We start from the raw sequence: 25,819 nt of genomic DNA on the forward strand, positions 1-25,819 counted from the left end.
ATGGATAAATTTTTAATTACGGGCGGTGCTAAGCTCGAAGGGGAAGTACGCATTTCTGGTGCTAAAAATGCGGCTTTACCATTACTTGCAGCAATGATTCTTGCTGACTCGCCAATTACTTTAACCAATGTTCCAAATCTTAAAGATGTAAATACTTTGGTAAAATTAATTGGTGGATTAGGTGTTACAATTAGTTATGAGAATGACACAGTAAAAGCAGATACTTCTACTTTAGATAATCAATTTGCTCCTTATGAGCTTGTAAAAACAATGCGAGCTTCTATTTTGGTATTAGGACCACTATTGGCGCGTTATGGAAATGCCAAGGTTTCGTTGCCAGGTGGATGTGCGATTGGATCTCGACCAGTGGACCAACACTTAAAGGCCTTAGAGGCATTGGGTGCACAAATCGAAGTTGAAAATGGCTATGTTCATGCGACTGTTGATGGCCGTCTTAAAGGTGGTGAAGTAGTTTTCGATATGGTCACTGTTGGCGGTACTGAGAATATTCTAATGGCAGCAGCTTTAGCAGATGGTGTAACCACAATTCGTAATGCTGCACGTGAACCTGAAATCACTGATCTTGCTCAAATGCTCATTAAAATGGGTGCCAAGATTGAAGGCTTAGATACAGATACACTCGTTGTTACTGGTGTAGAAAGTTTACATGGCTGTGAATACTCAGTTGTAGCAGATCGTATTGAGACGGGTTCCTACTTGGCTGCTGCGGCAATTACGGGCGGACGTGTAAAAACCACGCATACAGATCCTTCATTACTTGAATCTGTTTTAGACAAGTTTGAAGAAATGGGTGCGGAAGTTACCCGTGGTGATGATTGGATTGAACTGGATATGTTGGGTAAACGTCCAAAAGCAGTGAGCTTTAGAACATTACCTCACCCAGAATTCCCAACGGACATGCAAGCACAAATTATGGCTGTAAATGCAATTGGTCGTGGATTTGCAACGATTTCTGAAACTATTTTTGAAAATCGTTTCATGCACGTTCCAGAATTGTCACGTATGGGTGCTAATATTCAGGTTGAAGGCCATGATGCTGTAGTGACTGGTGTTGAAAAATTACAGGCAGCTCCAGTAATGGCAACAGATTTACGTGCTTCATTCTCTTTGGTTCTAGCAGCTTTAGTTGCTGAAGGTGATACGTTAATTGATCGTATCTACCATATTGACCGTGGATATGAGCATGTCGAAGAAAAACTTCAAGGTTTAGGTGCCAAAATTAAGCGAGTAAGTTAATGAATGACGTAAGAAACGATGATCCTAATTTCGATGTAATGGGTAATTTTGATCATGGTTTGACCTTGGCACTCAGTAAAGGGCGTATTTTAAAAGAAACTTTACCTTTACTTGCAACAGCAGGTATTAACTTGCTTGAAGACCCTGAAAAATCTCGTAAGTTGATTTTTCCTACGACACATAAGCAAGTTCGTATTTTGATTTTACGTGCGTCTGATGTGCCAACCTACGTTGAAAATGGTGCGGCTGACTTGGGTGTAGCAGGTAAAGATGTACTTATGGAACATGGTGCTCAGCATGTCTATGAGTTGTTAGATTTGCAGATTGCTAAATGCAAATTAATGACTGCTGGTAAAGTAGGAATGGAGCATCCAAAAGGTCGTTTAAAAATTGCAACCAAGTACGTTAATCTGACACGTCAATATTATGCAAGCTTAGGTGAGCAAGTTGATGTTATTAAGCTTTATGGTTCTATGGAATTAGCACCTCTTGTTGGCTTAGGTGATTATATTGTTGACGTGGTTGATACTGGAAATACTTTAAGAGCAAATGGTCTTGAACCATTAGAAGAGATTTGCAAAGTATCTTCACGTCTTATTGTCAATAAAGCGAGCTTTAAGCGTAAGCAAGTTTTGTTGAATCCAATCATTTCCCAACTTGAACAAGCTGTTCAATCACGTTAAAAGTAATTTCCTATCATGCTTTTGCGATAGTTGTAGATATGATGCCCACAAGGCCTTAGAAAAAGAGTAAACTTGGTTTTTCTTTTTCGCCTTGTGGGTAAATTGATGCGACGTTTATCGACTCAAGATCAGAACTTCAAACAGGTTTTTGCCGAGCTTTTGGCTTTTGAAACCGTTAATGATCCTAATTTAGTTCAAACAGTAGATCAAATTATTGCTGATGTTCGTCAGCATGGTGATGATCATGTTTTAAAACTTACTCAACAGTTCGATCGACATCCAGCGCATCAATTTTCCGATCTAGAATTGTCTCAACAACAACTTAAAGCTGCATTTGATGGCTTGAATCAAGAGATTCGTGAAGCCCTACAACTTGCTGCTGACCGTATTCGTACTTTTCATGAGGCTCAGAAACAAGATAGCTGGACCTATGTAGATGATTTAGGTAATACGCTTGGACAAAAAGTGACTCCACTTGACCGTGTTGGTATATATGTCCCTGGTGGTCTTGCATCTTATCCTTCATCTGTACTGATGAATGCGGTACCCGCACATGTGGCTGGTGTACCTGAAATTATTATGGTTGTACCAGCACCAAATGGTGATTTAAACCCTCTCGTTTTAGCAGCAGCTTATCTTGCTGGTGTGAGTCGAGTGTTTACCATTGGTGGTGCGCAAGCTGTTGCAGCATTGGCTTATGGCACCCAAACTGTTCCACGTGTGGACAAAATTACAGGTCCTGGAAATCGATTTGTGGCGGCAGCTAAACGTGCTGTATTTGGTCAGGTCGGTATCGACATGATTGCAGGCCCTTCTGAAATTTTAGTATATGCAGAAGGGGTAAATAATGCTGAATGGCTAGCTATGGATGTATTATCCCAAGCTGAACATGACACTGTTGCTCAAGCTATTTTTATTACCCCAGATGAAGCTTTGTTGGAAGCTGTAGAGTCTGCGATTGAAAAGCATTTAAGTGAATTGCCAAAAGCTGATATTGCACGTACATCGATTGAAAATCGCGGGGCTTTAGTTTTAGTAAAAGACCGTGCAGAAGCTATTGATTTAATTAATCAAGTTGCACCAGAGCATTTGGAATTATGTCTTGATGATGCCGAAGCGATGAGCCAAGACATTCGTCATGCAGGGGCAATCTTCATGGGACGCTATACACCTGAAGCAATTGGTGATTACTGTGCTGGGCCAAACCACGTATTACCAACATCTGGTACAGCTCGTTTCTCGTCACCACTTGGCGTATATGATTTTCAAAAACGTTCTAGTCTGATTATGTGCTCAAAAGAAGGCGTTAAGACATTGGCCAAAACAGCTGATGTACTTGCTGTTCAAGAAAATCTTGATGCCCATGCACGCTCGGCTCGTTACCGTTATCAATAAGCTTTAAGCCTTGTAGTATTTTAATGATTATTCAGGGCTGACTTTCAGCCCTTTTTTGAGATAAGACTATGACTGTATCTACAGCACAAATGCGTTTTTGGAGTCCTGAGGTTCGTGAGTTAGAGCCTTATGTGCCTGGTGAGCAACCTAAAATCCAGAATTTATTGAAATTAAATACCAATGAAAATCCATATCCACCATCTCCTAAGGTAGTAGAAGCAGTCCAAGCTGTACTACATGACCAAGCTGATGCGCTGCGTCTATATCCAGATCCAGATGCGACTACTTTAAAGCAAGCAATTGCTAAGCAACAGAATATTGATGTATCTCAAGTTTTTGTAGGTAATGGTTCTGATGAAGTGCTTGCTCATATTTTTAAAGCGTTTTTCCTTCAAGATGAGCCAATTCTTTATCCAGACATCACTTATAGTTTTTATCCAGTTTATAGCCAATTTTTTGGGACAAAAACAAAAGAAATTCCGCTTAATGAGAATTTTGAGATTGATGTAAAAGACTACATGCAACCAAATGGTGGCATTGTTATTACAAATCCTAATGCACCAACAAGTATTGCATTAAGCCTGGCGCAGATTGAACAAGTATTACAAGCAAATCCAGATCGAGTGGTTGTGATTGATGAAGCTTATGTCGATTTCGGTGCTGAGTCGGCTGTCAGTTTGATCAGTCGATATGAAAATCTTGTGGTATGTCAAACAACCTCGAAATCTCGTTCTTTGGCAGGTTTACGCGTTGGATTTGCGATTGCTCAGTCACACTTGATTGCAGCACTTGAAGCAGTAAAAAATAGCTTTAACTCATACCCAATTGATCGTTTTGCTATTGCAGCAGCTGTTGCTTCTTTTGAAGATCAAGCCTACTTTGAGGAGCAGTGTCAAAAAGTTATTACAAGCCGAGAGAAACTTGTACATGATTTAACTGAGCTGGGCTTTAATGTTTTGCCATCAAAAGCCAACTTTATTTTTGCTACACATTCACAATATGATGCTGGACAACTTTCACATAAATTACGTGAGCAGGGCATTATTGTTCGTTATTTCAATAAGCCTCGCATTAATCAGTTTTTACGTATCACGGTTGGAACTGATGAGCAAAATACGCGTTTAGTTCAAACTTTGAAGCAAGATATTCTTTAATATTTATTCTGCTGTGCTGTTCATCAAGTTCAGCATAGCAGAGATTTTATCAAGACTTTCTTGATATTCAGCTTCAGCCTCTGAAGCGATAGTAATACCGCCACCTGCCCAAATAGAGAGCTGGTTTTGATATTGTTGAAAGCTACGAATCAGAATATTCCAACGTCCAGTACCATCAAAATTAAAATATCCTAATGTCCCACAATATGCGCCACGTGGTGCACCTTCTAATTCTTCAATGATTTGCATTGCCCGAATTTTAGGCGCACCAGTAATTGAGCCTCCAGGTAATGCACTGAGCAACATTTGCATAGGATTAATATCATTTTTAAGCGTAGCTGTAACTTCACTCACCATATGATGCACTTGATTGAAACTTTCAATTTCGAATAACTTTGTTGTTTTTACAGAACCTGTATTGGCATAAATGCTCAAATCATTACGTAAAAGATCAACAATCATGACATTTTCTGCCTGATCTTTTTGAGAGTTTTTTAAGGTTTGTTTGGACTGCAAATCTTGTTCTTTATTTTCATAACGGGGCATCGTGCCTTTAATTGGTCTGGTTTTGATTTGCTTGTTTATATTAAATTCGATAAATAGTTCAGGAGAGCAACTTAATAGCTCAAACTCATTTAATTTTAAATACCCAGAATATGGAGCATTGGTTAGATTCCATAATTCTTCTGCTTTATTTAATAATGAACCAGTGAAATTTGTATTAAATTCCTGAGTAAGGTTAATTTGATAACAGTCTCCAGCTTTAATATATTCTTGTATATTATGGAAGGCTGTTAAGTACTCATTTTTGGTCCAGCGAGGTTGAATAACTTTCTCTAGTTTAAAATTACTTTTCTTTGATTTAGTTGAAGGTGTATCTAAAAGTTTCACGATAGTATTAAAAATTTCTAGAGCATTATTTTCATCACTAAAAAAATACCATTCATTATTTATGTTCTTAAGAAACGACTGATAAGAGCCTACAAATAACGAGGGCTGTTTATGTAATTTATTATTTATAAATTGATGTGCAGAAAAATCATAACTAATAAAGCCAATATAACCTCCATTAAAACTAATAGACTCAATATTTTTATTTTTTTGTTCTGGAGAGTGAAATTGAGTGAAATCTAAAATGTTTTCTGTATTAGATGACTTTATATAATTATTAAAATCTTGTTTCTCAAATATAAGGCTACAATTATCTTGAGTAATTAAATATTTTTGAGGAAGGAAGGCAATAATAGGATTGTTATCATCATGTAGATATACAAGTCCAATTAAATCTTCTAATTTTTTTAAAATATCGGCAGCTGATTGATGACTTTCTAAAGAGATTTTTTTCTTTAACTGAGACATTTTAAACATAGGGCACTGGGGAGAGGTGGCCTAGTTTACTACAACTTATCGTTCATCAGGCAGATGTGGGAAAAGAGTTTAACTTTTCGTGGATAAAATAACCGGATCGACATCTAAATTTAAAGATAACTGACAGGCTAGATCAGGGGATCAATATTTGTACCGTTTGTCGGGTAATTGGCAAAAAATGCATTACAGTAGTTGAACAAAAATTAACGTAGCTGTAATTTAGTAATTGCTAAGCAAAACTACTCAAGGATTGGAAGTTTCGGTTGCCATAAAAGAAAAATGCAACTTGAGACAGTGAGAGTGGTTAAAGTCAAAAAATAAATGCTCTTGGGAGAGTGCTCAATGAAAATGTTCACTAAACTTGCTTTAGTTTCTTCTTTAGCTATCAGCGCAAATGCAATGGCAATGCAATCTATGGATGATGCTGCGCTTAGTGCTGCTACAGGTCAAGATGGTATTAATATTGGTATTGCTTTAGGTTCTGGTGGTATTTCTATCGATAAACTATATCTACACGACAATGATGGTTTAGCAACATCAACAGGTATTACAGGGTCTTCAGGTACTGCTGGTGCAATCGCGATTAGCGGTGTTACCGTAACTCAAAAAGGTACTGGTAATCTTTTAGATTTAGCAATTGATACAAATGGCGCTTCAGGTTCAAATGGTGCTTTCTTAAACGTTGCAGCAACAGTTGGTGCGGTTGATGTACATGTAGGTTCAATTGGCGTGGGTACTTCGGGTACATTAAATACGGCTACTGCTGTGCGTGGTATTACAGAAACAGCTCCAACTGAAATTATCTCTGGTTTAGATTTATCTTTGGGTCAAATTTCTGCAAATGTTCAGTTAGGCTCAACTCCGCAAGGCGCAATGATCAAAGTGAATTCAAGCTTGCAAGGTGGTTTAACACTATCTAACTTTGGTATTAATGATGCCGCTGGTGGTGGTAAAATTGTCCTAGACAAAGTAATGGTTCGTGGTGCGGGTAATACCACTGGGGATTTGGATGTAAACGCAGATATTTCTGTAGTTCCTACAGGTTTACGTATCCAGAATAACAGCACTCAAGGCATGAACGTTTATGCTCAAGGCGTGCACTTAGGTGCAGCGGGTAATGCTTCTATTGGTGATTTGGAAATTCAAGGTTTAAATGTGGGTAAATCTACAATTACTATTTCCGGTCACTAATCTAAAGATTGATGAAAAAGCGCGGTTATACGCGCTTTTTTTATTTTTACTAAACAGATTAAACTTTATATATTTTTATTTAAATAATATAAATTTATATAATAATAAGTGCAAATTAACTAGAATGAGAGTTAATTATCAGTTTATAAATGTAAAACTATACATTCATCAAAAAGATTAAAAAAAAGCTGTTTTTTACATAAAAAAAAGGTATCTTCAACACACAGGGATGTAGAGCTTTTGCTCTAAGAATAAAATGAATAAGGCCGGTTAGGCCACCATTTAGACCAAGTGCTTATGTTAGAGATAGTTTTAGGCTCAGCATTGATGTATTACTTTGCGACAGAAGCCTTTGAAATAGAAAAAAAGCCGCCGGGAACTGTTTATTATACAGAGACTGCCGATTCACGTAATTTATCATTTCACCGAAACCATATTGAACCCGTCACCATAAAACCAGCTGTTGAAGACCAGTTCCGTGGCATTGTTCGACAAGCCTATGATTATAGTTGTGGGTCTGCTGCACTTACGACTTTATTAAATGGCTATGTTGGAACAAGTTTAACTGAGCAACAAACCATGAGCGGTTTGCTACAGTATGGCGAGTATCAACGTATTATTGAGCGCCGAAGTTTCTCATTACTTGATATGAAACGCTTTGTCACAGCAATTGGTTTAGATAGTGGGGGTTATCGTGGTGAGTTTTCTGATTTAGTTAAACTCGGTCAACCCGCAATTGTGCCTATTTCGTATGCAGGTTTTAAACATTTTGTCGTATATAAAGCTTATAAAGATGGAAGAGTATATGTAGCTGATCCCGCTTTAGGGAATATCAGCTTTGATGAGAGTCGTTTTAAAGAAATTTGGGATAATAATACTTTATTTGTTATTTCGGTGCCTGAATCACAGCGTAAAGACTTATTGGCATTAAAAGATGCAGATATGCGCCATGTAGAAGATGCAACGGTCAATAGATATGCCTTTGTTGATGTGCAATATCCGACATTTAACTTTGACCGTTTAGCCAATAAAGCTTCGACTATGAGACGCGTGATAGATAGTGATAGTCATTCTCCAACATATGGACAGCCGATAGAAACTTATATGCGTCTTTATTACAAACGTAAATAGTCAAATTTAAAGTTAGTAAAATAAATAAATTGGGTGGGAAAAACATGAATAATCGATGGATGAAGATGAGTGTGTTGGCCTTAAGTATGAGCGCCATTACAGGGACAATCTATGCCGAAGATCAAGTACAACAAGCGCAAGTATCTAGCTCGGATCAAGCAGTAGAGCAGGGAACAGAAAGCTCTAGTTCTGTGCAGTCTGCATCTGGTTCAGCGACAACAGATAATACAACGCAAACAGCTAATGTCGAGAATACGAATAGTGTGGTGCCAGCTCCTACTAGTGAAGCACATCAAGCTGCAAGTGCATTACAAAAAAAAGAAGGTGATGCCAGTCAGGAGACAAATTTACAGGAAGTATTTACTTCAAATGAACGCCAATATTCTTTAATTAAGAAAGGTGTAATTTCCTCTTATTATGATCTTGATTACACTTATTATCGTGATACCCGTATTGACTTAGCTTTATCAGATAGCTCTTCTCAACTTAATCGTTTGCGTGTTGAAGAGGATGCTAACCATACTGTGACGAACAGTTTTACCTTTCAATATGGGGTATTAGATAATTTAACTTTATCTGCAACGCTTCCTTTTGTCGCAAAGTCTGAAACTATTAAAGATAAAACAACAGCTGGCTTAGGTGATATTTCATTTGGTGCACGCTGGGAACCATTTCCGTTAAAACAAGGCCGTTTACCGCTGGTTCTTTTTGGTAGTGTCTCGACTAAAACTGGTGATAGTCCTTATGAAATTGGTTTAGATGAGCTTTCAACAGGTAAAGGTTATTACTCAGTTGGTGTAGGGGCAAGTACTCGTAAATATATTGATCCAGTCGTTCTCTTCGCTTCTGTGTCTGCCAATTATGGTTTTAAAGAAAGTGGTCTTAATCAAGCGCGCGGTGGTGGTGCTAATGGACCACGTTATCTTCAGAGCTTTGATCCCGGTATTAGTGGTGGTTTCTCGTTTGGTTTCGCTTATTCATTTAACTATGACGTCTCTTTGACGATGTCATATCAACAAAGCTTTAATACAAATGCGGAATTCCAATTTAATAATGGCGAGTCATCTAAGTCACCAGATTTAAGTAGTGCAATGTTATCTTTTGCTTTAGGTGTACGTGTTTCACCAGATACCATTGTGAATGGTACTGTTGGTATTGGCTTAACTCAGGACTCACCAGATGTTTCACTTGGTTTGTCGTTCCCGTTAGATATTTTAGGTTTTAACAAAAAACAAAAATAAGGAGATATGCAGGTGAAATATCCTAAATTATGTCCTTTAACGGCGGCAATTGTTATCTCCGGTTTTTCTAGCTTTGCCAATGCTCAATTAGGACAAAATCTAGCTGTTGATATTCGTTCACTATCGATGGGGAATGCTGTAACTGCAGATCCTCCAGGGATTAGTGCAGTTCATTTTAACCCTGCGGCGCTCGCTAAAATTGATGGGCTGCAAACAGATGTACAGGGGATTCTTGCTAACTTTGATATTCAGCGAGAGTTCTCCGCACCTCCTGGATACAACGTTTTTGGTTATTCAGATGACCCTCTTGTTTGTAATGATGGTCCTGAAGTTTCAGCCAATATTTGTACAGACTTTAAAGGAACGGTCCATGGCGATGTCGAGTATGCAAGCTTATATGTCCCTATCCTTAAAAAAATGGTTGATCTTGGGGCAGGTTATCCATTAGTTGCCCCTACAGCAGGTATTGCTTATAAACCACCTGGCTCGAAAGTCACTTATGCAACAGCAATTTATGCACCATTGGTAGCAGGGTTCGGAGCAGAGAATGGTAATCCTGGTAACTATATGGGCCAACAAGTTGCAGTAGAGCGAATTACCTATTTATCACCATCTTTTGGTTATCAAGTAAATGACCATTTATCTATTGGTGCTTCTGTCGGGATGTCCTATAACGCAATCGCATTAAAAACTGATCTACGTTTTCCAAATGAGATGATTGGTGTATTGCGTATGGTCGATGAAGTTGTGTGTGCACCTTTTAAAAATAATAGTGACATGATTACGGACTTACTATTATTTGGTATGTGTAATGCGCAAGAAGGTATGAACCCATTTAATAAAATGGGCGCACTACAGGTTTCATTAGAGCAGTCACTAAGCCCAAGTTATAACCTAGGTCTACTTTGGGAACCAACAGATGATTTTGGCTTTGGTATGGTCTATCAAAGTTCTGCCAAGATGCGTTTAAAAGGCAAATACATGATTGATAATGCCAAGGCGCCTCAAGAGCTTATTAAAGGTCTTAATTCCTCTGCTACTGGACAAATTTTAGCTGCTATTTTGGGATTGCCGGGATCTATACCTAATATTGAGTCTGGTTTGGTTGCCATGGATCTTGAATATCCGGCACATTTTCAAGCAGGTATTAAGTATAAAATATTGCCTGATTTACAAGTTAATTTTGACGTAGGCTGGACTGACTATGCGGCTTGGAATAAGTTTAAGTTTGAATTTGACCGTCAAATTTCGTTGTTAAAAGTGGCTAAACTTTTATCTAATGACGTAACGGATAATTCATTAGCATTACCACTGAAGTTTACATCGCCGTGGAGCTGGGGAATTGGTATTGAATACTCAGCAACTGATCGTTTGAAATTGCGGGCAGGTTATGAGCCTCGTGCAAGTTCTATTCCTGATGATAAACGTAATACCATGGTTCCGATCAATAATGCGCAATTATTTGGTCTTGGGTTGGGTTACCGTTTTGATGCAGATACGGACTTAGATCTTTCAGTAGGTTTCTTGCGTAGCCGAGACAATATTCCAGCTTGTACGAGTACATTATCGAATAAATGTGGTGTCGATAATATTTTATTAAACCCGTATGCTGGCTTAGATGTAAAAACGAATACTAAAGTTACAGTACTTGGTTTGAGCTATAGAACAAAATGGTAAAACAATATAAATGGATGTTTCGACCTAGATTTGCTATCTCGACTTTATGTGTTGCGATAGCAAGTGTTTCTGTATCTTATGCAGACGGTTTTTATACAATCATTGGTCCAGATGGTCGCCCAATGATTGTACCGAGTAAAAAAGTCGAACAAAAGCGGACGAATATTAAATTAGCAACACCACAACAAGTTACACAGCCTCAATCAGCTGTTCCCCCTGTTCAAAAAGTACCTCAACAAAATGTTCAGAACTCAGAAGTGATTAAAAAGTTTGAACAACAATCTATAAAAAAATTAAATACTGCACCGACTGCACCGACTGCACCGACTGCACCGACTGCACCGACTGCACCGACTGCACCGACTGCACCGATGTTGCCTTTAACGGTCACTAAAGCTAGTCAGGGTGAAACTAAGAAAAAAACGGATGTTGCCACAACCGTTAAGAAGGAAATAATCCCAGTTAAAGTTCCTTCATCTACCTCAAGTACTTCCCAAACTCCTATTTCAACGCCAGATTCTTCAAATGATCAATCTAAATTTAGAACTGTCGATGGTGTAGAGTATGTAAATAATGAATATCTTGAAAATCAAGAATTTAATCTTGAAGGTAAAAAACGTTTTTATATTATGCCTGATGGTCTAGGAAGAACAGAGTCTATTGAAAGACAAAAAGGTGTAAGTAAATCCACTTTAGCCCAATACTTTCATAGACAGTCTCAAGATGATCAGGGAGCAATTATTTTAGCTCCCACCTATATGCGTCTATCTCAAAAAGAATTAGAAACCACTTTTGACCAAGACAAGTGTTTTGTTCAGGGCTACAAAAAGTCCATCAAAGTTCTTGGAGCAAAAAAAGAAGTAAATCTATGGCCTCGTAAGCCGTTAAAAGAAAAATTTGAATATGAGCTGATAAAACTAGATCCAGCTGTACAACATTTACAGCTGATGTCATTTGCAGCGAGTAATTCGTCACCTCTATATTATTGGCCTTTAGCTATTTTCTTAGATGAGAAGGGCTGTATTTTGGAAGGTGCAAGCGGTTTCAAGAGCAAGTCTTATCCTTCTACGGTATTACAACATGCATCGATTCAAGGTACTTTAAAAGTACCTCCACATGCACGTTACATGATGTTAACTCCATTGTCTTCTTCGATAGATGTAGAAGAACATGAGTTATCAAATCAGGGACAGATTCAAATTTCAGCATTACGTTAAAAATAAGTAGGGTAGCTAATGAATAAAAAATTATTATGGCCTTTTGCATTAACCACATTAGCAATGATGCTAAATGGTTGTGGCGGTGGTAGCTCAACTATTAATGAAGATCCTACCAGTGGCTCTGGAAGTTCCAATGCAAATGGAAGTTGTGCTGCATCAAGCGATGATTGCTTACAGTTTTCACTCGACTACCCAGTTGCAGGTCTTAATTTTACCTGTAGTAGTGTTGCAAATCAGAGCTTTGTGACCAAAGCTTCAGGAAACAGTGTAGTTGGTACATGTAAACTTGGTGATACAGCGAACTTCTTTTTACAAGGAACTCAAACGAAAACCAAGATCGACTTGGGTTCTATTAATTTAGATAATATTTCAAAAATTAAGGTAGTCGTTCCGCCACGTTTGAAAGTTATGGATATGGCTACAGCTTTAACAGGTGTAGCACCAGCTTCATTAAGTCAAGATGATCCGACCATTCGTGTCGCAATGGCATTGGTTAAACTCTTTCAAAGCGTTGGTTTAGAGCGTGGTGATAATGTCGTTGGAGATATACAACCTACATTATTTACTGAAGATAAGAAAAATACGTTAAATGTTGTACTTCAAAATATTACTGCTGCTGAATGGCAAAATGGTGCATACCTTGGTATTTTGAAACCTTGGTTAGATCTGAGTCAAATTGATAATAATCAAGCTTTTGCTTTAGTCACTCAATTGGCTCATTTAAGTTTAGTCGGTTTATATCAATCAGATTACTTGACCTTAGCGCAGCCTAATTTAATCTCTGAGAATTTTTATGGATGTAATTTAGCTAATTTGGCGGATTGTCCAAAAAATGCAGCTAATACCCAACACGTGATAGGTAATTTATTCTTACTTTCAGATCGTCAAGGTTATACATTCGGTTATGGCTTACAATGGAAAGGTACGAGTACAACTACAAGTAACTCAACAGTTACGGCAGTAATGGAAGTATTAACTAAATCTAAGCCAGCCCAACTTACTGCAAATGCTCAAACAACATGGCTTGATCCGGTACAGGCTGAGATTAAATCGACACAACCATTCCATTTAAAAGCGTCAGCTAATAGCAACGAAGATCTATTGATTTATCAAGGTAAATTATTAAATGATTCATTTATTGCTGGTCGTGAAAGTCTATATTTAGGTGCAACAAATAGTAAAACACCAAATCCTCAACAGTATGCGCTATGGCGTCAAAGTATAGGGAATCAAAACTATAATGGCTCTCTGGATATCTATAAAGTGACTCCAGCAAGTTACCTTGCAAAAGATATCTTTAGAACTTCCAAAAATGTGAGTTCTGGGCAAACTTATATTTTCCCGCTTTACGGAACTTTAAATATTAAATTTGATACAGCTGGAATTTCTCCAATCGATTTAGGTGTTGTGATCGATGAAAATGGTGATATCCGTACTGATATTAAACCTAATGCAACCGCAACGGATATGTCTGGCCAGTGTGGAATAGTTTCAGATAATACTTTGGTTGATAATAATGGTGTTCAACAGTATCGCATAGGAACGACAGGTGGTACTGAGTCTGCTGCAAATGATAAATCCATTACAGTAAAAATGATTTTTGCTGAACCTAAGCTAGGTAACCTCAATGGTATTATGGCAGGGTTAAACTCGAATGTTGTTCAGGGTACTACTGCAACTGGTAGCCAGACACTCATCGTAAGTGGAGCAAAAATTAACGTTGCTAACCTATTACAAGGGCAGGTAAGTGGAATTAACCTTACAACTTATGATAACAAAACAGTTTCATGGTTAAATCCATATGCTTTCTATCAACGAGTATATAACAATATTAAAGATGTGAGCCCAGCTCCTACAGACGATGATAAAGCTTTAGCTCAGAGAATGAGTGGAACGATAACGATTCGAACAGCTGATTGTTATCAAATTAAGACAAAATAAGAGCCCGAAAAAAGACCGCAAAAGCGGTCTTTTTTATTAGTTTAGTTTTTAGCCTGTATGATCTAAACGAGTACCCAAAGTTTCTAGATGCGTTGGGAAAATTTGTTGTTTACGATCTTCAAAATAATGTCGTAGTGTGTGTTCAACACTAGGAAATGCAAGCTCACCCCAAGGGATTTCATGCTCTTCAAACAGACGGCTCTCGATACTTTCTTCGCCTGCACCAAAAATACCATCTTTTAACTGGGCTTTGAAAAGTACGTAAATTTGACCGATACGTGGAATGTTGTACATACAATAGAGTTGTTCTATTTCAATCTCAGCTTCTGCTTCTTCGCGGGTTTCACGTGCTGCGCCTTGTTCCATGGTTTCAAACAATTCCATATAACCAGCAGGAAGCGTCCATAAACCATAACGAGGTTCAATAGCTCGACGACAGAGGAGTACTTTGTTTTCCCATAACGCTAAGGCACCGCAGATTACTTTTGGGTTTTCATAATGAATATTGCCACAATGAGTACAAACACGGCGTACTTTATGATCACCTAAAGGAATTTTTTGTTCGGTTTTATGCCCACACGCTACACAGAAACTCATAATTATCATCGAGTATAGAGATGACTCAGCATAACTGAATTTTTAGACTTACGCATCAACTCTATTCTCTAAGTTTGATTTTCAGATATGATGCAAAGAGAGACAGAATAATAGGTGAATGGTATGGAAGAGCACTTGCTAACACAGAAGTTACAGCAAAGGTTGCGCTTTTCCACCCGTATACAAGAAGCACAAGCAGCAGTACTGATTGCGATTACAAATGAAAATAATCCTAAGGTACTGCTTACACGCCGTTCAATACATATGAACAACCATGCGGGGGAAGTTTCTTTTCCGGGTGGAAAGCGTGACCCAAGTGATACCAGTAATATTGTGGTGGCATTAAGAGAAGCCCAAGAAGAAACGGCTTTAAATCCTTTTGATGTGCAGCTGTTAGGTGATTTGCCAATGCAGCGTGCAAGAAGTGGTCTGTCTGTAAAACCGATTGTTGGACTTATTCCACCAGAGGTAACTTTAATACCTCAGCCTACCGAAATAGATCGAATTTTCTTTGTGCCATTACAGCAACTTATAGAGACGCACCCGACACCCTATGAAGTCCGATATGCTCATCAGTCTTTATATTTTCCAAGTCTACAGATTGATAATGAAATCATTTGGGGCTTAACTGCTCGTATGTTAGTTGCGTTGTTTAAGTATGGTTTAGGCTATCAAAAAGAGTGGCCATTTTTACTCAACTCGCCAACATTTGGAATGCCAAAATTTTCTCATAAAAATAAAGATCAGGATCGATAAATTATGATGTATAGCTATCAAGGTCATTACCCAAAAGTATTACATGAGCCATGGGATGGCTGGGTTGCTCCAACTGCAACAGTCATTGGCCAAGTAGAACTGGGTCGTCAGGTGAGTATTTGGTTTGGGGCTGTAGTTCGTGCCGATAATTGTGTAGTTCGGATTGGCAATTTTTCTAATATTCAAGAAAATTCAGTATTACATACCGATGCGGGAATTGAGCTGAATATTGGTGAATATGTCACAGTTGGGCATAAAGTCATGCTACACGGGTGTACGATTGGGGATAATAGTCTAATTGGTATGAACGCCGTAATCTTAAATCGAGCTGTCATTGGTAAAAACTGTATTATTGGTGCTAATGCCTTAATTCCTGAAGGGAAAGTGATTCCAGATAACTCAGTGGTAATGGGATCTCCGGGCAAGATTGTAAAAACATTAGATGATGATGGAGCTGCAAAAATAAGGTTGAGCGCACTACATTATGCTGAGCACTTTAAAAGCTATGCAGATTTAAAAGAATTTCATTTTTAAACTTTTAGTAAGATATCTTCGATGCCAAGCACACGCTTGGTATTTTTATTTAGATAGGAACAACTCGCCTATAAGAGCTGAGTGGGGTATCATAACTTCCGTTTTTAAACTGATTGAATACTAAGGTTGTGCATGAAACTGCTGGCGTTGGAAACTGCAAATGAGCAATGTTCCATTTCATTAATCGATGAAACCCAAGAACTATTTTTTCAACTCGATACGCGAGCGAAAGCACAAACCCAAACCATTTTGCCAATGATTGAGCAGGGCTTACAACAAACTGGACTTGACGTTGCTGGTTTAGATGCAATTGCCTTTAGTCGTGGTCCAGGTTCTTTTAGTGGTGTTCGAATTAATGCCGCTGTTGCTCAGGCTTTAGCATGGTCACAAGATTTACCAGTTATTCCGGTTTCTACCTTACAAGCTCTTGCACAAGCAGCTTACCGACTTGAAGGTTTAGAGCAGGTGACAGCAGTACTCGATGCACGTATGAACGAAGTTTACATTGCAAGTTTCGTTTTAGCTGAACAAGGCATCATGCAATGTATTGATGAAGAAAAATTAATGAGCTATGAGCAAGCTGCTGCTTATGCAAAACATTGCTTAATCGGTTCAGGCGCCAAATTACTTCAAGCCGATGCACAGCATCAAACGATCACTGCAACTGCGCAGGATATTGCTTCAATTGCACGTGTGTATGCTGCGCAAAAACAGTGGGTCGATGCTGAACATGCATTACCAGTTTACTTGCGTGATGATGCATGGAAAAAAATAGCAGATCAGGGTAAAGCAAAATAAAGGCACTACTCATGCATATATATTTTGAAGTAGATTTCCAAGAAAAAGCACAGCACTACCAAGCTGTGCTTTCTTCTAGAGATGTGTCAGTCGATTTACAGACCATTGAAAAACTCAATGCTCGTTTTTTACGCTTAAACCCTGAACTGGCACTTTGTGTAGATGAAAATGGGCTTTGGTTGTCTGCAAATGGCATGAAAATGCAGCCTGACTGGAAAGCTGAAATTCCACGCTTAAAACGTGCAAGTCTTAAATCAGAAATGATTGCTCGTGCTTGTCAGTTAGGGGAAAAACCAGTACTGGTGGATGCTACAGCAGGCTTAGGTCATGACAGCTTACTTATGGCGTATTTAGGTGCTCAAATACAGCTTGTTGAACGCCATCCGATTTTATTTACTTTACTTGAAGATTCAAAAGCTCAAGCGCAACGTGATCCATTTTTAGGTCAGTTTATGGATCGTATTCAACTGGTGTTTGCTGACTCTGCAAGCTATTTACAGCAATTAGAGCAAGAGGCACAAACAGTTGATGTTGTGTATCTTGACCCGATGTTTCCACAACGTGATCAGAACCATCAAGCGATTAAGAAACAAGCCCAAGTTAAAAAGCAGATGCAGCTTCTACATTTACTTTTACCCGAAGATGGGGAAATGGATTTAGGCGATAATTTACTTGAGTTGGCTCAGAAGGTGGCAAAGCGAGTCATCGTGAAACGTCCACGACATGCTATTTTTTTAGCAAATCAAGAGCCGTCTCATCAGTGGCAGGGTGATGCTTGTCGTTTTGATGCTTACTTTCAGTAAGCTTATGTAAGGTTAAGTTTTATTGCTTGAATAATGCACAAATATATGTGATATAGTTCAAAAGCATGATTGCTAAAATTCTTAGCAGGCATACACTTATGGTGCCTGACAAAAACGAAATTTTTGAAACCTTTTTATGATTGATCTCAAACCTTCCATTAACTTTTGGCATGATTTTAAAAGTAACCAGCTTGCCGGAATGTGGTTATTTTTGGGGTCAAGACGTTCCTTACAGATCGTACATCCCTCTATTCTTCAGCTTATTGTTTGGGGAATATTAGGCGGGTGTACCAACTCGCTTTATAGCTGGCTTGTTGCTGGTCAAACCGGTGATTTCAACTCCCAAGGTTTAATTGGGTACGCACTCTGGCCTTTTATTGCGCTTATTGTCGGTATTTTTTTATCACAGCGTATTAATCAGCCGCGTTTAATGTTAGTTCCAGCTTTGCTCTGGCTGGTTTTAGATACCAATATTTTATTAATTCAATGTTTAATTCAGTATTTGGGATCTAATGGTTATCTGAACTTTATCCCAGATGCTATTTATAACGGCATTTTACCAAGCCTATTTGTGGCACTTTTTGTGTGGCAAAGTTTAGCTGTTATTTGGGTTTTCTCACGTGAGCTCAAGTGGCCTTGGTGGGAGCGGGCACTGGTTATGGTGGCAACTATTGCGACCATGGTGGTTTGGCAACTTTCAGTAAAAGATCAGCCTATTTGGAAAGTAGAAGACTCTCCACCTACGTTTGCCGAAGATGCTTTTTATGCACAAAGTAAGTTACTTCATGATGCCTTAGAACAGGTTCAGTATGGTGAAGTAGCCAAAAGTCATTGGTATTTCTTGGGCGTTGCGGGTGACAGTTATCAAGACGTTTTTAAATCGGAAGTTGTTCGTATTAAAGAACAATTCGATACGCGTTTTGGTACAGTTGGGCGTTCGATGATGCTGGTCAATAATCCGGACACTCGTACAGAAATTCCGATTGCATCTAAAACCAGTATTGAGCTAGCGCTACGCCGTATGGGGCAGCAGATGAACCGTGATAGTGATGTGCTCTTTTTATATATGACATCGCACGGTGAACAGAACCATTTTGAGATTGAAAATGCGCCTTTAGATTTAGGACAAGTCGATCCGAAATGGTTACGTGAAACACTTGATAAAGCTGGTATTCGTTGGCGTGTGATTGTTATTTCTGCCTGTTATTCAGGAAGCTTCATTCCTGCTTTACAGTCACCAGATACTTTAATTATTACTGCATCTGCTGCGGATAAAACTTCTTTTGGGTGTAATAACGAAGCTGATTATACTTATTTTGGGCGAGCGTTCTTTGACTTGGCTATGCGAGAGCAGCCTTCAATGAAAGATTCGTTTAATGCTGCCAAGCAAACTGTAACTAAATGGGAAGTGGCTCAAGGTGTAGAGCCTTCAGAGCCGCAATGGATAATTGGTAAGAATATGGAACTTATGCTCCCTCAGTTGGAAAAATATCTTTTCCCACAACAAAATACGGGTAGCGTAAATATTGCTCAAACACAAACAGAGGCTAAAAACGATGCAACTCCTGCAAAAAAACCGCTGCTTTGAAGGTGAGCAGCGCATCTACCAATTCGATTCTCAATTATTAAAAGGCTCTACCAAGGTCGGTGTTTATTTACCACCTGCGGCATTAGAAGGTAAATCATGTTCGACCTTGTTTTACCTAGCGGGTTTAACCTGTACTGAAGAAACCTTCGCGATTAAAGCACATGCGCAGCATATGGCAGCTCATCTTGGCCTTATATTGATTACGCCTGATACTTCTCCTCGTGGGGAACAGGTTGCAGCAGGGGATCATTGGGATATAGGACAGGGTGCAGGTTTTTATATTAATGCAACGCAAGCGCCTTGGTCTGAACATTATCAGATGGAAAGCTACTTAATTGATGAGTTATATCCACTTATTTTAAAAAGTTTTCCAGTAAATGCTCAACAAGTCGGTATCTTTGGGCATTCGATGGGCGGCCACGGCGCATTAACTTTAGCTTTTAAATATCCTGAAAAGTTTAAATCAGTCTCTGCTTTTGCACCGATCTGTGCACCAAGTGAATGTGCATGGGGCGAAAAAGCATTTAGCCATTATTTGGGTACAGATCGTGATAGCTGGTTAGCTCATGATGCCACAGCTTTAGTCTCGAAAAATGGTGCAGTATTTAGCGAAATTTTAGTTGATCAGGGATTAGATGACCAATTTTATGAGCAACTTCACCCTGAAAAATTTAAGCAAGCATGTTTAAAAGCAGGACAGCCTTTAACTTTAAGACAACATGCTGGCTATGATCATGGCTATTACTTTATCCAGACCTTTATGGATGAGCACTTACAGTTTCATGCAATCCAATTAGAAAAGGTCGCTGGCTAAATTAGTGTTGCCATTTCACCTGAAATTCTTGTTGAGCCATGCGGTTTAGATGATCAAGGACAACTTTTTCCAAGTGATCGTGGTCATCTAACTGACTATCAATAGCAACATTTAACTGCTCTGTTTGAGGTGCAAGTGTAATGACTGCTGTAGGCATTAAGATTTTAAAATCTTGCTCAGTTTCTTGTACTTCAAACTTATGTTTCCAATGATTAACGAGACGTTTTGCAATGCGTTTTCCATCATTTGTTAATAGATGAGTTGTGCTTTTCATTATCAATCCTCACATTGGTTTAATGTACCTTAACAAATTCGTTTGGCACTTAGCATTCTATAATAGCAACGTTACGTTGCAAGTTTGAAATGTTGGCATTTAAACAAGGAAGGGCGGGCCAAGCAGACTCTTTTTTGTTATAATTTCTAGCCTCTCCTTAAACTTTTAGCCAGGTCATCCACCTATGTCCAAGCCTTATTTGATTGCTCCTTCTATTTTATCTGCCGATTTTGCTCGTTTAGGCGAAGATGTAGACAAAGTGTTAGCTGCAGGTGCAGATGTAGTGCATTTTGACGTTATGGATAATCACTATGTTCCAAACTTAACTTTTGGTGCTGGTGTATGTAAGGCCTTAAAAAAATATGGCGTTAAAGCGCCAATTGATGTGCATTTAATGGTGTCTCCAGTTGACCGTATTATTGGCGATTTCCTGGAAGCTGGCGCAGATATCATTACCTTCCACCCAGAAGCATCTCACCACATTGACCGTTCATTACAGCTTATTAAGTCAGGTGGCGCTAAAGCAGGCTTAGTTTTTAACCCAGCTACGCCATTACACCATTTAGATTATGTGCTTGATAAAGTAGATCAAATTTTAATAATGAGTGTAAACCCTGGTTTTGGTGGACAAAAGTTCATTCCAATGACTTTAGAAAAATTACGTGAAGCTCGCAAAATTATTGATGCAAGTGGCCGTGATATCCGTTTAGAAGTTGACGGTGGTGTTGGCCCTGCAAATATTCGTGAAATTGCAGAAGCGGGTGCAGATATGTTTGTTGCGGGTTCAGCAATTTTTGGTCAACCAGATTATAAAGTGGTGATTGATCAAATGCGTGCAGAGCTTGCTAAAGTAGGCAGTGTAGACGCTTAAAAGCAAATGTTAAGCTTAGGTAAGCTTGTGGATAACTTTGTTTATAACTGTATGGATAACTGTGTTGATAACCGTATGGATAAGATGTTGGTAAAATAAACAAAATGAGATCAACCGCTTACTCTCTAAGCAAAATATATGAAAAAAGAACGCTTTGGCGTTCTTTTTTTACGCATATTGAATGTTTTATTATCTGATTTTTTATTAAGCTTTGCTAAAAAATAACCTGTGCAAAAAACGAGAGGAGAGGATATGAAACTTTTAAAGGGTAATAGAGAGAAAACTGTAAAAGTGTCATGAAAAGTAAAGCTAAATTTGATTTAATAAGATTTTAGTAAGAGACCTAGATAATTAATGACAGTAAAAATTTTAGCGGTAGATATGGATGGGACTTTTCTTAATTCTAAGAAGCAGTACAACAAAGCACGTTTTTTAAAACAGTATGAACAACTAAAACAAAATAACATTCATTTTGTGGTGGCCAGCGGTAACCAACTTGCAAAGCTTGTGACCTATTTTCCAGAAATTAATCATGAAATTGCCTTTATTGCCGAAAATGGCGCACATGTTGTCGATGCGGGGCAAGAACTCGCTTTTGCCCATTTAAGCAAAGAACAATTTAGTAATATTCTAAAAGCGATTGACCCAGCATATACCTCGACCATGGTGATCTGTGGAAAACAGAGTGCTTATGTACATACGAGCATGAATGCAGAGGACTACGCTAAAGTCGCTCGATATTTTGAAAAGCTGACAGTTATCGATGACTTTTATGCGTTAGATGACTTGGTATGCAAAATTACCTTTACTGCTCAGGAAAACCAAAGTTTTGCCCTTTTTGAACATTTTCAGAAGCAAAGTTTTGTGGCAGATAAAGTCTTGGTACCTGTTTCCAGTGGTTTTGGTTTTATCGATTTGATACTTCCTGATCAACATAAAGCACATGGTTTGAAGCTATTACTACAAAAATGGCAGATTGAACCTGAGCAGGTGGTGGCGATAGGGGACAACAATAATGATATCCAGATGATTAAAGCAGTGGGTTATGGGTTTGCAGTTGAAAATGCTGTGAAAGCTTTAAAAGCGGTAGCGCCTTATTCAACGGTAAGTAATGAACAAGAAGGTGCATTAGAAGTAATTGATTTAGTCCTTCAGCATCAACCTCCATTTGCTTGATGAGCTAGGTCATTCCTCTGAGATGGAAAATTGTATCTGATTTAAAACTTGGTTATGCTAATACACCATAGACAAATGGATTGCTCAAGGCAATAAATGATGACACTGCAACACTTACGCAAGTATGCTTGGTTTGTGTTCCTAATGACTTTGGTCATTGGGTGGAGTGGTGTGTCTATTGCTCAGATGCCTATGCAGCATGATCTTCATATGATGCCTTGTCATAGTAAACAAATGACGCATCACTCTATGCATGTTCAAGCTGATGATCCGGCGATGTGTCATCAATCTATGGTTCAAGTTTCTCATCAACATGGTGAACACTGCCAAGACTGTAACCCAGTCCATTGCCAGATGCTGAATCTGGCTTTACAGCAAGCTGTACCAGATGTTGAAACATCATTTATTCCTATTTCCTCTCAATTTAGCAGTGTTTATCAGGCTCAGCATTTAGCCGGATACTGGCAAGAAATCTTACGTCCTCCAAAAGCTTAATCCTTTCTTACTTATTTTCTTAGTTCAAAGGATTACAGCAATGTCTCATAAAACAATTAGCAGCCTCGTCGCTGTATTTGGTCTATTGGTTTCGCCATGGACCCTCGCAGCAATTAAGGAATATCACCTTAATATTAATGAACAGCAGGTCAATATTACTGGTCAACCGCTCAAGCGAATGACCGTAAACGGAAAGTTTACAGCCCCACTTCTTGAGTTTGAGGAAGGAGATGAGGCAGTCATTCATGTTCATAACCAATTAAAGAACCAAGATACATCTTTACACTGGCATGGGTTGTTACTGCCAGGATTGATGGATGGCGTGCCTGGGTTCAATAATTTCAAAGGAATCGCGCCAAACGAAGATTTTGTTTACCGTTTTAAGGTGAAACAAAATGGTACTTATTGGTATCACGCGCATAGTAAAGGCCAAGAACAAGATGGGCTATATGGTCCACTTGTCATTTACCCAAAAGGCAAAATACCACTGGTAGCGCATGAAAAAACTGACCGTGATTATGTGGTGATGCTTTCAGATTTTCATCATTCTTCTAGCGATAGTATTTTAAAGAATTTGAAGAAATCTGCTGATTATTACCAAAATCGCCGTGAAACCGTATCTGATGTTTGGAAGCAAGTTAAGACACAAGGCTTAAAAGTAACTTGGCAAGACCGTTCGATGTGGAATCAGATGCGGATGTTAAAAACCGATATGTCTGATGTGACGGGTTATACTTTCTTGGTCAATGGTAAGACACCAGAGCAAAACTGGACAGGTAACTTTAAAGCTGGCGAGAAGGTTCGATTACGATTTATTAACGCATCTGCAATGTCTTTTTTTGATGTCAGAATTCCAAATTTGAAAATGACAGTTGTGAGTGCAGACGGGCAGCCAGTCAAACCTGTGGCAATTGACGAGTTTCGTATTGGTACGGCTGAAACCTATGATGTCATTGTAGAACCTAAGCAATCAAATTATCAGATTGAAGCAGAGTCCATTGACCGTAGTGGTTTTGCTATCGGTACTTTGCACAATGAAAATGCACAGGCTGTGGGAGCAATTAAAATACCACAGCCTCGTCCACGTGCTTTGTTAACCATGGATGATATGGGCATGAATCATGGTGATGGAAGTGATGAACATGCTGGCCATCAAATGAATATGCAACATGACATGTCTGAAATGAAAAAAGAGACAAGCCATGCTAATCATGATCATACGATGATGAAAATGGATGATGACATGAAAGAGATGCCATCTGGCCAACATGATCATTCTATGATGCACATGAAGCATGATATGTCCACCATGCCTGAAATGAAAAATGAGGGGGCTCAAGACAGTGCTAATCATGATCATACGATAATGAACATGAACCACGACATGAAAAATATGTCATCTGATGAACATGATCATTCCATGATGCAAATGGCGCACGACATGTCTGCTATGCCTGAAATGAAGCATGATATGCAAGCAATGTCGTCGAGTGAACATAATGACACCATGATGAATATGAATCATGAGATGCCAACTCAATCTGAAAATCAGTCTAAAAAAGATGAGCCTGTTTATGGCTGGGCAAATGCTTCAACACCAGCAGGTATGAAAGCATTGCAATATAGCGATTTACAATCATTAACGCCTCAGGCAGATACCCGTGCGCCTGAGCGTGAATTAGTCATCCATTTGGGTGGCAACATGGAGCGTTATATCTGGACTATTAATGGTAAGAAATTTAACGAAGCTGAACCATTACAAGTTAAATATGGCGAACGTATTCGCTTGAAGTTTGTAAATGACAGCATGATGGCCCATCCAATGCATTTACATGGCATGTTTATGCAATTAGAAAATGGCCAAAAAGCTGAAAACTTACCGAATAAACACACCATTATTGTTCCACCAGGAAAGACCGTTACTGCATTATTGACGGCTGATGCATTAGGGGAGTGGGCGATTCATTGTCATTTGCTTTATCACATGAGTGCGGGAATGATGAATAAGTTAATTGTTGCTCAAGTAAATGACAGCCAAAAACCAGCTCAATCAAAGCCAACTGTTCAATCTGAAAATGAGAAAGGAGCTAGTCATGCACATCACTAAGCTATTTTCTCAAATGATCTGTTGCGGTGTTTTCTCTGGTGTATCGGTTCTGACTTTTGCGCAAGAACCCTTAACCCATGATCATTTACGCGAACATGGTGGACAGGTTTATCAAGCGACAAAAATTGATTCTGGCTGGACTCAAAATGAAGATGGAGAAGGGCGTTTTTCTTCTGAATTAGAAAGTTGGGTGGGTACTGATGAAAACAAACTTTTTATCAAAGCACACGTTGAGAAAGCCGAGTCAGAAGATGCGAATTATGGTGGTTCAGTACTTTATAGCCGAAATATAGCTGACTATTGGGATGTTCAGGCTGGCATAAATTATGAACGTTTGCAAAGAGAAGATGGAAAACAAGATCGCTGGGCAGGTGTCGTTGGTTTACATGGCATGGCGCCTTACTTTTTTGAAACCGATGCTTATCTCTATGCAGGTGAAGATCAGCTATGGAAGTTAAGCTTAGAGACTGAAAGAGACTTACTCTTTACTCAAAAGTTAATTGGTAAACCTTACTTAAAAGCAGATGTTGTATTACAGGATGAGTCTCGCTATGCCAGTAAAACTGGTCTGTCGAGTTTACAAGCCGGTTTTCAAACCCGTTATGAAATCAATAAAAAGGTCATGCCTTTTGTTGATGTGGGTTATGGCTATGAAAAAGGTTTAAAACAAACTGCTTGGCAAACAGGAACTGACTCTGAAAATGGTTGGTATTATGGTGCGGGATTAACACTTAAATTCTAATTGCCG

Annotated in this window: 24 protein-coding genes; 21 read left to right on the forward strand and 3 right to left on the reverse strand. The window is 38.8% G+C overall.

Translation table 11 applies throughout. The features are described 5' to 3' along the window. From murA to hisC, 4 genes are all read left to right on the forward strand, one after another. Nucleotides 1-1,257, forward strand: coding sequence for a UDP-N-acetylglucosamine 1-carboxyvinyltransferase (gene murA, locus ABLB96_RS05890; RefSeq protein WP_348898317.1), 1,257 nt, complete (start codon nt 1-3; stop codon nt 1,255-1,257). Next, nucleotides 1,257-1,940 carry an ATP phosphoribosyltransferase gene (hisG, locus tag ABLB96_RS05895; RefSeq protein WP_151685584.1) on the forward strand — a complete coding sequence of 228 codons (684 nt, stop codon included), beginning with the start codon at nt 1,257-1,259 and terminating at the stop codon, nt 1,938-1,940. Before murA ends, hisG begins: the two co-directional genes overlap by 1 nt. Nucleotides 1,941-2,045: 105 nt before the next feature. After that, complete coding sequence (gene hisD / locus ABLB96_RS05900; RefSeq protein WP_348898316.1) at nt 2,046-3,335, forward strand: histidinol dehydrogenase; 1,290 nt, start codon at nt 2,046-2,048, stop codon at nt 3,333-3,335. A gap of 68 nt (nt 3,336-3,403) precedes the next feature. Further along, nucleotides 3,404-4,489 carry a histidinol-phosphate transaminase gene (gene hisC / locus ABLB96_RS05905; protein WP_348898315.1) on the forward strand — a complete coding sequence of 362 codons (1,086 nt, stop codon included), beginning with the start codon at nt 3,404-3,406 and terminating at the stop codon, nt 4,487-4,489. A 3-nt stretch (nt 4,490-4,492) separates the two neighbouring features. On the opposite strand, the gene ABLB96_RS05910 is transcribed toward hisC, so the two are convergent. After that, a complete protein-coding gene (locus ABLB96_RS05910) occupies nt 4,493-5,848 on the reverse strand; it encodes an anthranilate synthase component I family protein (protein WP_348898314.1) in 1,356 nt (451 codons plus the stop codon). A gap of 351 nt (nt 5,849-6,199) precedes the next feature. Between ABLB96_RS05910 and ABLB96_RS05915 the strand changes: the two genes are divergently transcribed. From ABLB96_RS05915 to ABLB96_RS05940, 6 genes are all read left to right on the forward strand, one after another. Beyond that, nucleotides 6,200-7,048, forward strand: coding sequence for a DUF6160 family protein (locus tag ABLB96_RS05915; protein ID WP_348898313.1), 849 nt, complete (start codon nt 6,200-6,202; stop codon nt 7,046-7,048). 297 nt (nt 7,049-7,345) lie between these two features. Then, a complete protein-coding gene (locus ABLB96_RS05920; protein ID WP_348898312.1) occupies nt 7,346-8,179 on the forward strand; it encodes a C39 family peptidase in 834 nt (277 codons plus the stop codon). A 44-nt stretch (nt 8,180-8,223) separates the two neighbouring features. Continuing rightward, nucleotides 8,224-9,420, forward strand: a complete 1,197-nt coding sequence (locus ABLB96_RS05925; protein ID WP_348898311.1) for a hypothetical protein — start codon at nt 8,224-8,226, stop codon at nt 9,418-9,420. 12 nt (nt 9,421-9,432) lie between these two features. Further along, entirely contained in the window at nt 9,433-11,097 is a 1,665-nt protein-coding gene (locus ABLB96_RS05930) for an outer membrane protein transport protein (RefSeq protein ID WP_348898310.1), read from the forward strand. Continuing rightward, nucleotides 11,091-12,314 (forward strand): putative pilus assembly protein FilE, encoded by a 1,224-nt coding sequence (gene filE / locus ABLB96_RS05935; RefSeq protein ID WP_348898309.1) that lies wholly within the window; start codon nt 11,091-11,093, stop codon nt 12,312-12,314. The genes ABLB96_RS05930 and filE overlap by 7 nt, the downstream gene beginning before the upstream one ends. An 18-nt stretch (nt 12,315-12,332) precedes the next feature. Next, nucleotides 12,333-14,258: a protein FilF gene (locus ABLB96_RS05940; RefSeq protein WP_348898308.1), complete on the forward strand. Its 1,926-nt coding sequence runs from the start codon at nt 12,333-12,335 to the stop codon at nt 14,256-14,258. 48 nt (nt 14,259-14,306) lie between these two features. On the opposite strand, the gene ABLB96_RS05945 is transcribed toward ABLB96_RS05940, so the two are convergent. Beyond that, the gene (locus tag ABLB96_RS05945; protein ID WP_348898307.1) at nt 14,307-14,855 is read right to left on the reverse strand and encodes an NUDIX hydrolase; all 549 of its coding nucleotides are present in this window, start codon (nt 14,853-14,855) and stop codon (nt 14,307-14,309) included. A gap of 114 nt (nt 14,856-14,969) precedes the next feature. Here ABLB96_RS05945 and ABLB96_RS05950 point away from each other — a divergent pair, with 114 nt between their 5' ends. The 6 genes from ABLB96_RS05950 (at nt 14,970) to fghA (ending at nt 20,148) form a co-directional block, all read left to right on the forward strand. Beyond that, complete coding sequence (locus ABLB96_RS05950) at nt 14,970-15,611, forward strand: CoA pyrophosphatase (protein WP_348898306.1); 642 nt, start codon at nt 14,970-14,972, stop codon at nt 15,609-15,611. A 6-nt stretch (nt 15,612-15,617) separates the two neighbouring features. Further along, the gene (locus tag ABLB96_RS05955) at nt 15,618-16,145 is read left to right on the forward strand and encodes a gamma carbonic anhydrase family protein (RefSeq protein WP_348898321.1); all 528 of its coding nucleotides are present in this window, start codon (nt 15,618-15,620) and stop codon (nt 16,143-16,145) included. A 132-nt stretch (nt 16,146-16,277) separates the two neighbouring features. Next, nucleotides 16,278-16,943, forward strand: a complete 666-nt coding sequence (gene tsaB / locus ABLB96_RS05960) for a tRNA (adenosine(37)-N6)-threonylcarbamoyltransferase complex dimerization subunit type 1 TsaB (RefSeq protein ID WP_348898305.1) — start codon at nt 16,278-16,280, stop codon at nt 16,941-16,943. A gap of 11 nt (nt 16,944-16,954) precedes the next feature. Beyond that, nucleotides 16,955-17,746 carry a class I SAM-dependent methyltransferase gene (locus tag ABLB96_RS05965; protein WP_348898304.1) on the forward strand — a complete coding sequence of 264 codons (792 nt, stop codon included), beginning with the start codon at nt 16,955-16,957 and terminating at the stop codon, nt 17,744-17,746. Between the two features lie 136 nt (nt 17,747-17,882). Beyond that, nucleotides 17,883-19,334: a C13 family peptidase gene (locus ABLB96_RS05970; RefSeq protein WP_348898303.1), complete on the forward strand. Its 1,452-nt coding sequence runs from the start codon at nt 17,883-17,885 to the stop codon at nt 19,332-19,334. Continuing rightward, a complete protein-coding gene (gene fghA, locus ABLB96_RS05975; RefSeq protein WP_348898302.1) occupies nt 19,303-20,148 on the forward strand; it encodes an S-formylglutathione hydrolase in 846 nt (281 codons plus the stop codon). The genes ABLB96_RS05970 and fghA overlap by 32 nt, the downstream gene beginning before the upstream one ends. A 1-nt stretch (nt 20,149) precedes the next feature. Here fghA and ABLB96_RS05980 read toward each other — a convergent pair whose 3' ends face one another. After that, entirely contained in the window at nt 20,150-20,422 is a 273-nt protein-coding gene (locus ABLB96_RS05980; RefSeq protein WP_348898301.1) for a DUF2218 domain-containing protein, read from the reverse strand. 184 nt (nt 20,423-20,606) lie between these two features. Here ABLB96_RS05980 and rpe point away from each other — a divergent pair, with 184 nt between their 5' ends. From rpe to ABLB96_RS06005, 5 genes are all read left to right on the forward strand, one after another. After that, nucleotides 20,607-21,293 (forward strand): ribulose-phosphate 3-epimerase, encoded by a 687-nt coding sequence (gene rpe / locus ABLB96_RS05985; protein ID WP_348898300.1) that lies wholly within the window; start codon nt 20,607-20,609, stop codon nt 21,291-21,293. A 354-nt stretch (nt 21,294-21,647) separates the two neighbouring features. Further along, nucleotides 21,648-22,469, forward strand: a complete 822-nt coding sequence (locus tag ABLB96_RS05990; RefSeq protein WP_348898299.1) for a Cof-type HAD-IIB family hydrolase — start codon at nt 21,648-21,650, stop codon at nt 22,467-22,469. A gap of 99 nt (nt 22,470-22,568) precedes the next feature. Next, nucleotides 22,569-22,964 (forward strand): hypothetical protein, encoded by a 396-nt coding sequence (locus tag ABLB96_RS05995; protein WP_348898320.1) that lies wholly within the window; start codon nt 22,569-22,571, stop codon nt 22,962-22,964. A gap of 40 nt (nt 22,965-23,004) precedes the next feature. After that, nucleotides 23,005-25,071: a multicopper oxidase domain-containing protein gene (locus ABLB96_RS06000; protein WP_348898298.1), complete on the forward strand. Its 2,067-nt coding sequence runs from the start codon at nt 23,005-23,007 to the stop codon at nt 25,069-25,071. Continuing rightward, nucleotides 25,058-25,813: a copper resistance protein B gene (locus ABLB96_RS06005; RefSeq protein ID WP_348898297.1), complete on the forward strand. Its 756-nt coding sequence runs from the start codon at nt 25,058-25,060 to the stop codon at nt 25,811-25,813. The genes ABLB96_RS06000 and ABLB96_RS06005 overlap by 14 nt, the downstream gene beginning before the upstream one ends. Nucleotides 25,814-25,819: the final 6 nt, after the last annotated feature.

The organism is Acinetobacter sp. XH1741, from assembly GCF_041021895.1.
Taxonomy (GTDB): domain Bacteria; phylum Pseudomonadota; class Gammaproteobacteria; order Pseudomonadales; family Moraxellaceae; genus Acinetobacter.

Excerpts from the sequence above, each read along its gene's own strand:
- ABLB96_RS06005 (WP_348898297.1), top strand. The coding sequence starts at position 25,058 with ATGCACATCACTAAGCTATTTTCTCAAATGATCTGTTGCGGTGTTTTC.
- ABLB96_RS05995 (WP_348898320.1), top strand. The coding sequence starts at position 22,569 with ATGACACTGCAACACTTACGCAAGTATGCTTGGTTTGTGTTCCTAATG.
- tsaB (WP_348898305.1), top strand. The coding sequence starts at position 16,278 with ATGAAACTGCTGGCGTTGGAAACTGCAAATGAGCAATGTTCCATTTCA.
- ABLB96_RS05970 (WP_348898303.1), top strand. The coding sequence starts at position 17,883 with ATGATTGATCTCAAACCTTCCATTAACTTTTGGCATGATTTTAAAAGT.
- ABLB96_RS05915 (WP_348898313.1), top strand. The coding sequence starts at position 6,200 with ATGAAAATGTTCACTAAACTTGCTTTAGTTTCTTCTTTAGCTATCAGC.
- ABLB96_RS05940 (WP_348898308.1), top strand. The coding sequence starts at position 12,333 with ATGAATAAAAAATTATTATGGCCTTTTGCATTAACCACATTAGCAATG.
- murA (WP_348898317.1), top strand. The coding sequence starts at position 1 with ATGGATAAATTTTTAATTACGGGCGGTGCTAAGCTCGAAGGGGAAGTA.
- rpe (WP_348898300.1), top strand. The coding sequence starts at position 20,607 with ATGTCCAAGCCTTATTTGATTGCTCCTTCTATTTTATCTGCCGATTTT.
- ABLB96_RS05920 (WP_348898312.1), top strand. The coding sequence starts at position 7,346 with ATGTTAGAGATAGTTTTAGGCTCAGCATTGATGTATTACTTTGCGACA.
- hisD (WP_348898316.1), top strand. The coding sequence starts at position 2,046 with ATGCGACGTTTATCGACTCAAGATCAGAACTTCAAACAGGTTTTTGCC.
- hisC (WP_348898315.1), top strand. The coding sequence starts at position 3,404 with ATGACTGTATCTACAGCACAAATGCGTTTTTGGAGTCCTGAGGTTCGT.
- ABLB96_RS05980 (WP_348898301.1), bottom strand. The coding sequence starts at position 20,422 with ATGAAAAGCACAACTCATCTATTAACAAATGATGGAAAACGCATTGCA.
- ABLB96_RS05925 (WP_348898311.1), top strand. The coding sequence starts at position 8,224 with ATGAATAATCGATGGATGAAGATGAGTGTGTTGGCCTTAAGTATGAGC.
- ABLB96_RS05965 (WP_348898304.1), top strand. The coding sequence starts at position 16,955 with ATGCATATATATTTTGAAGTAGATTTCCAAGAAAAAGCACAGCACTAC.
- filE (WP_348898309.1), top strand. The coding sequence starts at position 11,091 with ATGGTAAAACAATATAAATGGATGTTTCGACCTAGATTTGCTATCTCG.
- ABLB96_RS05990 (WP_348898299.1), top strand. The coding sequence starts at position 21,648 with ATGACAGTAAAAATTTTAGCGGTAGATATGGATGGGACTTTTCTTAAT.
- hisG (WP_151685584.1), top strand. The coding sequence starts at position 1,257 with ATGAATGACGTAAGAAACGATGATCCTAATTTCGATGTAATGGGTAAT.
- ABLB96_RS05910 (WP_348898314.1), bottom strand. The coding sequence starts at position 5,848 with ATGTCTCAGTTAAAGAAAAAAATCTCTTTAGAAAGTCATCAATCAGCT.
- ABLB96_RS06000 (WP_348898298.1), top strand. The coding sequence starts at position 23,005 with ATGTCTCATAAAACAATTAGCAGCCTCGTCGCTGTATTTGGTCTATTG.
- ABLB96_RS05945 (WP_348898307.1), bottom strand. The coding sequence starts at position 14,855 with ATGAGTTTCTGTGTAGCGTGTGGGCATAAAACCGAACAAAAAATTCCT.
- fghA (WP_348898302.1), top strand. The coding sequence starts at position 19,303 with ATGCAACTCCTGCAAAAAAACCGCTGCTTTGAAGGTGAGCAGCGCATC.
- ABLB96_RS05955 (WP_348898321.1), top strand. The coding sequence starts at position 15,618 with ATGTATAGCTATCAAGGTCATTACCCAAAAGTATTACATGAGCCATGG.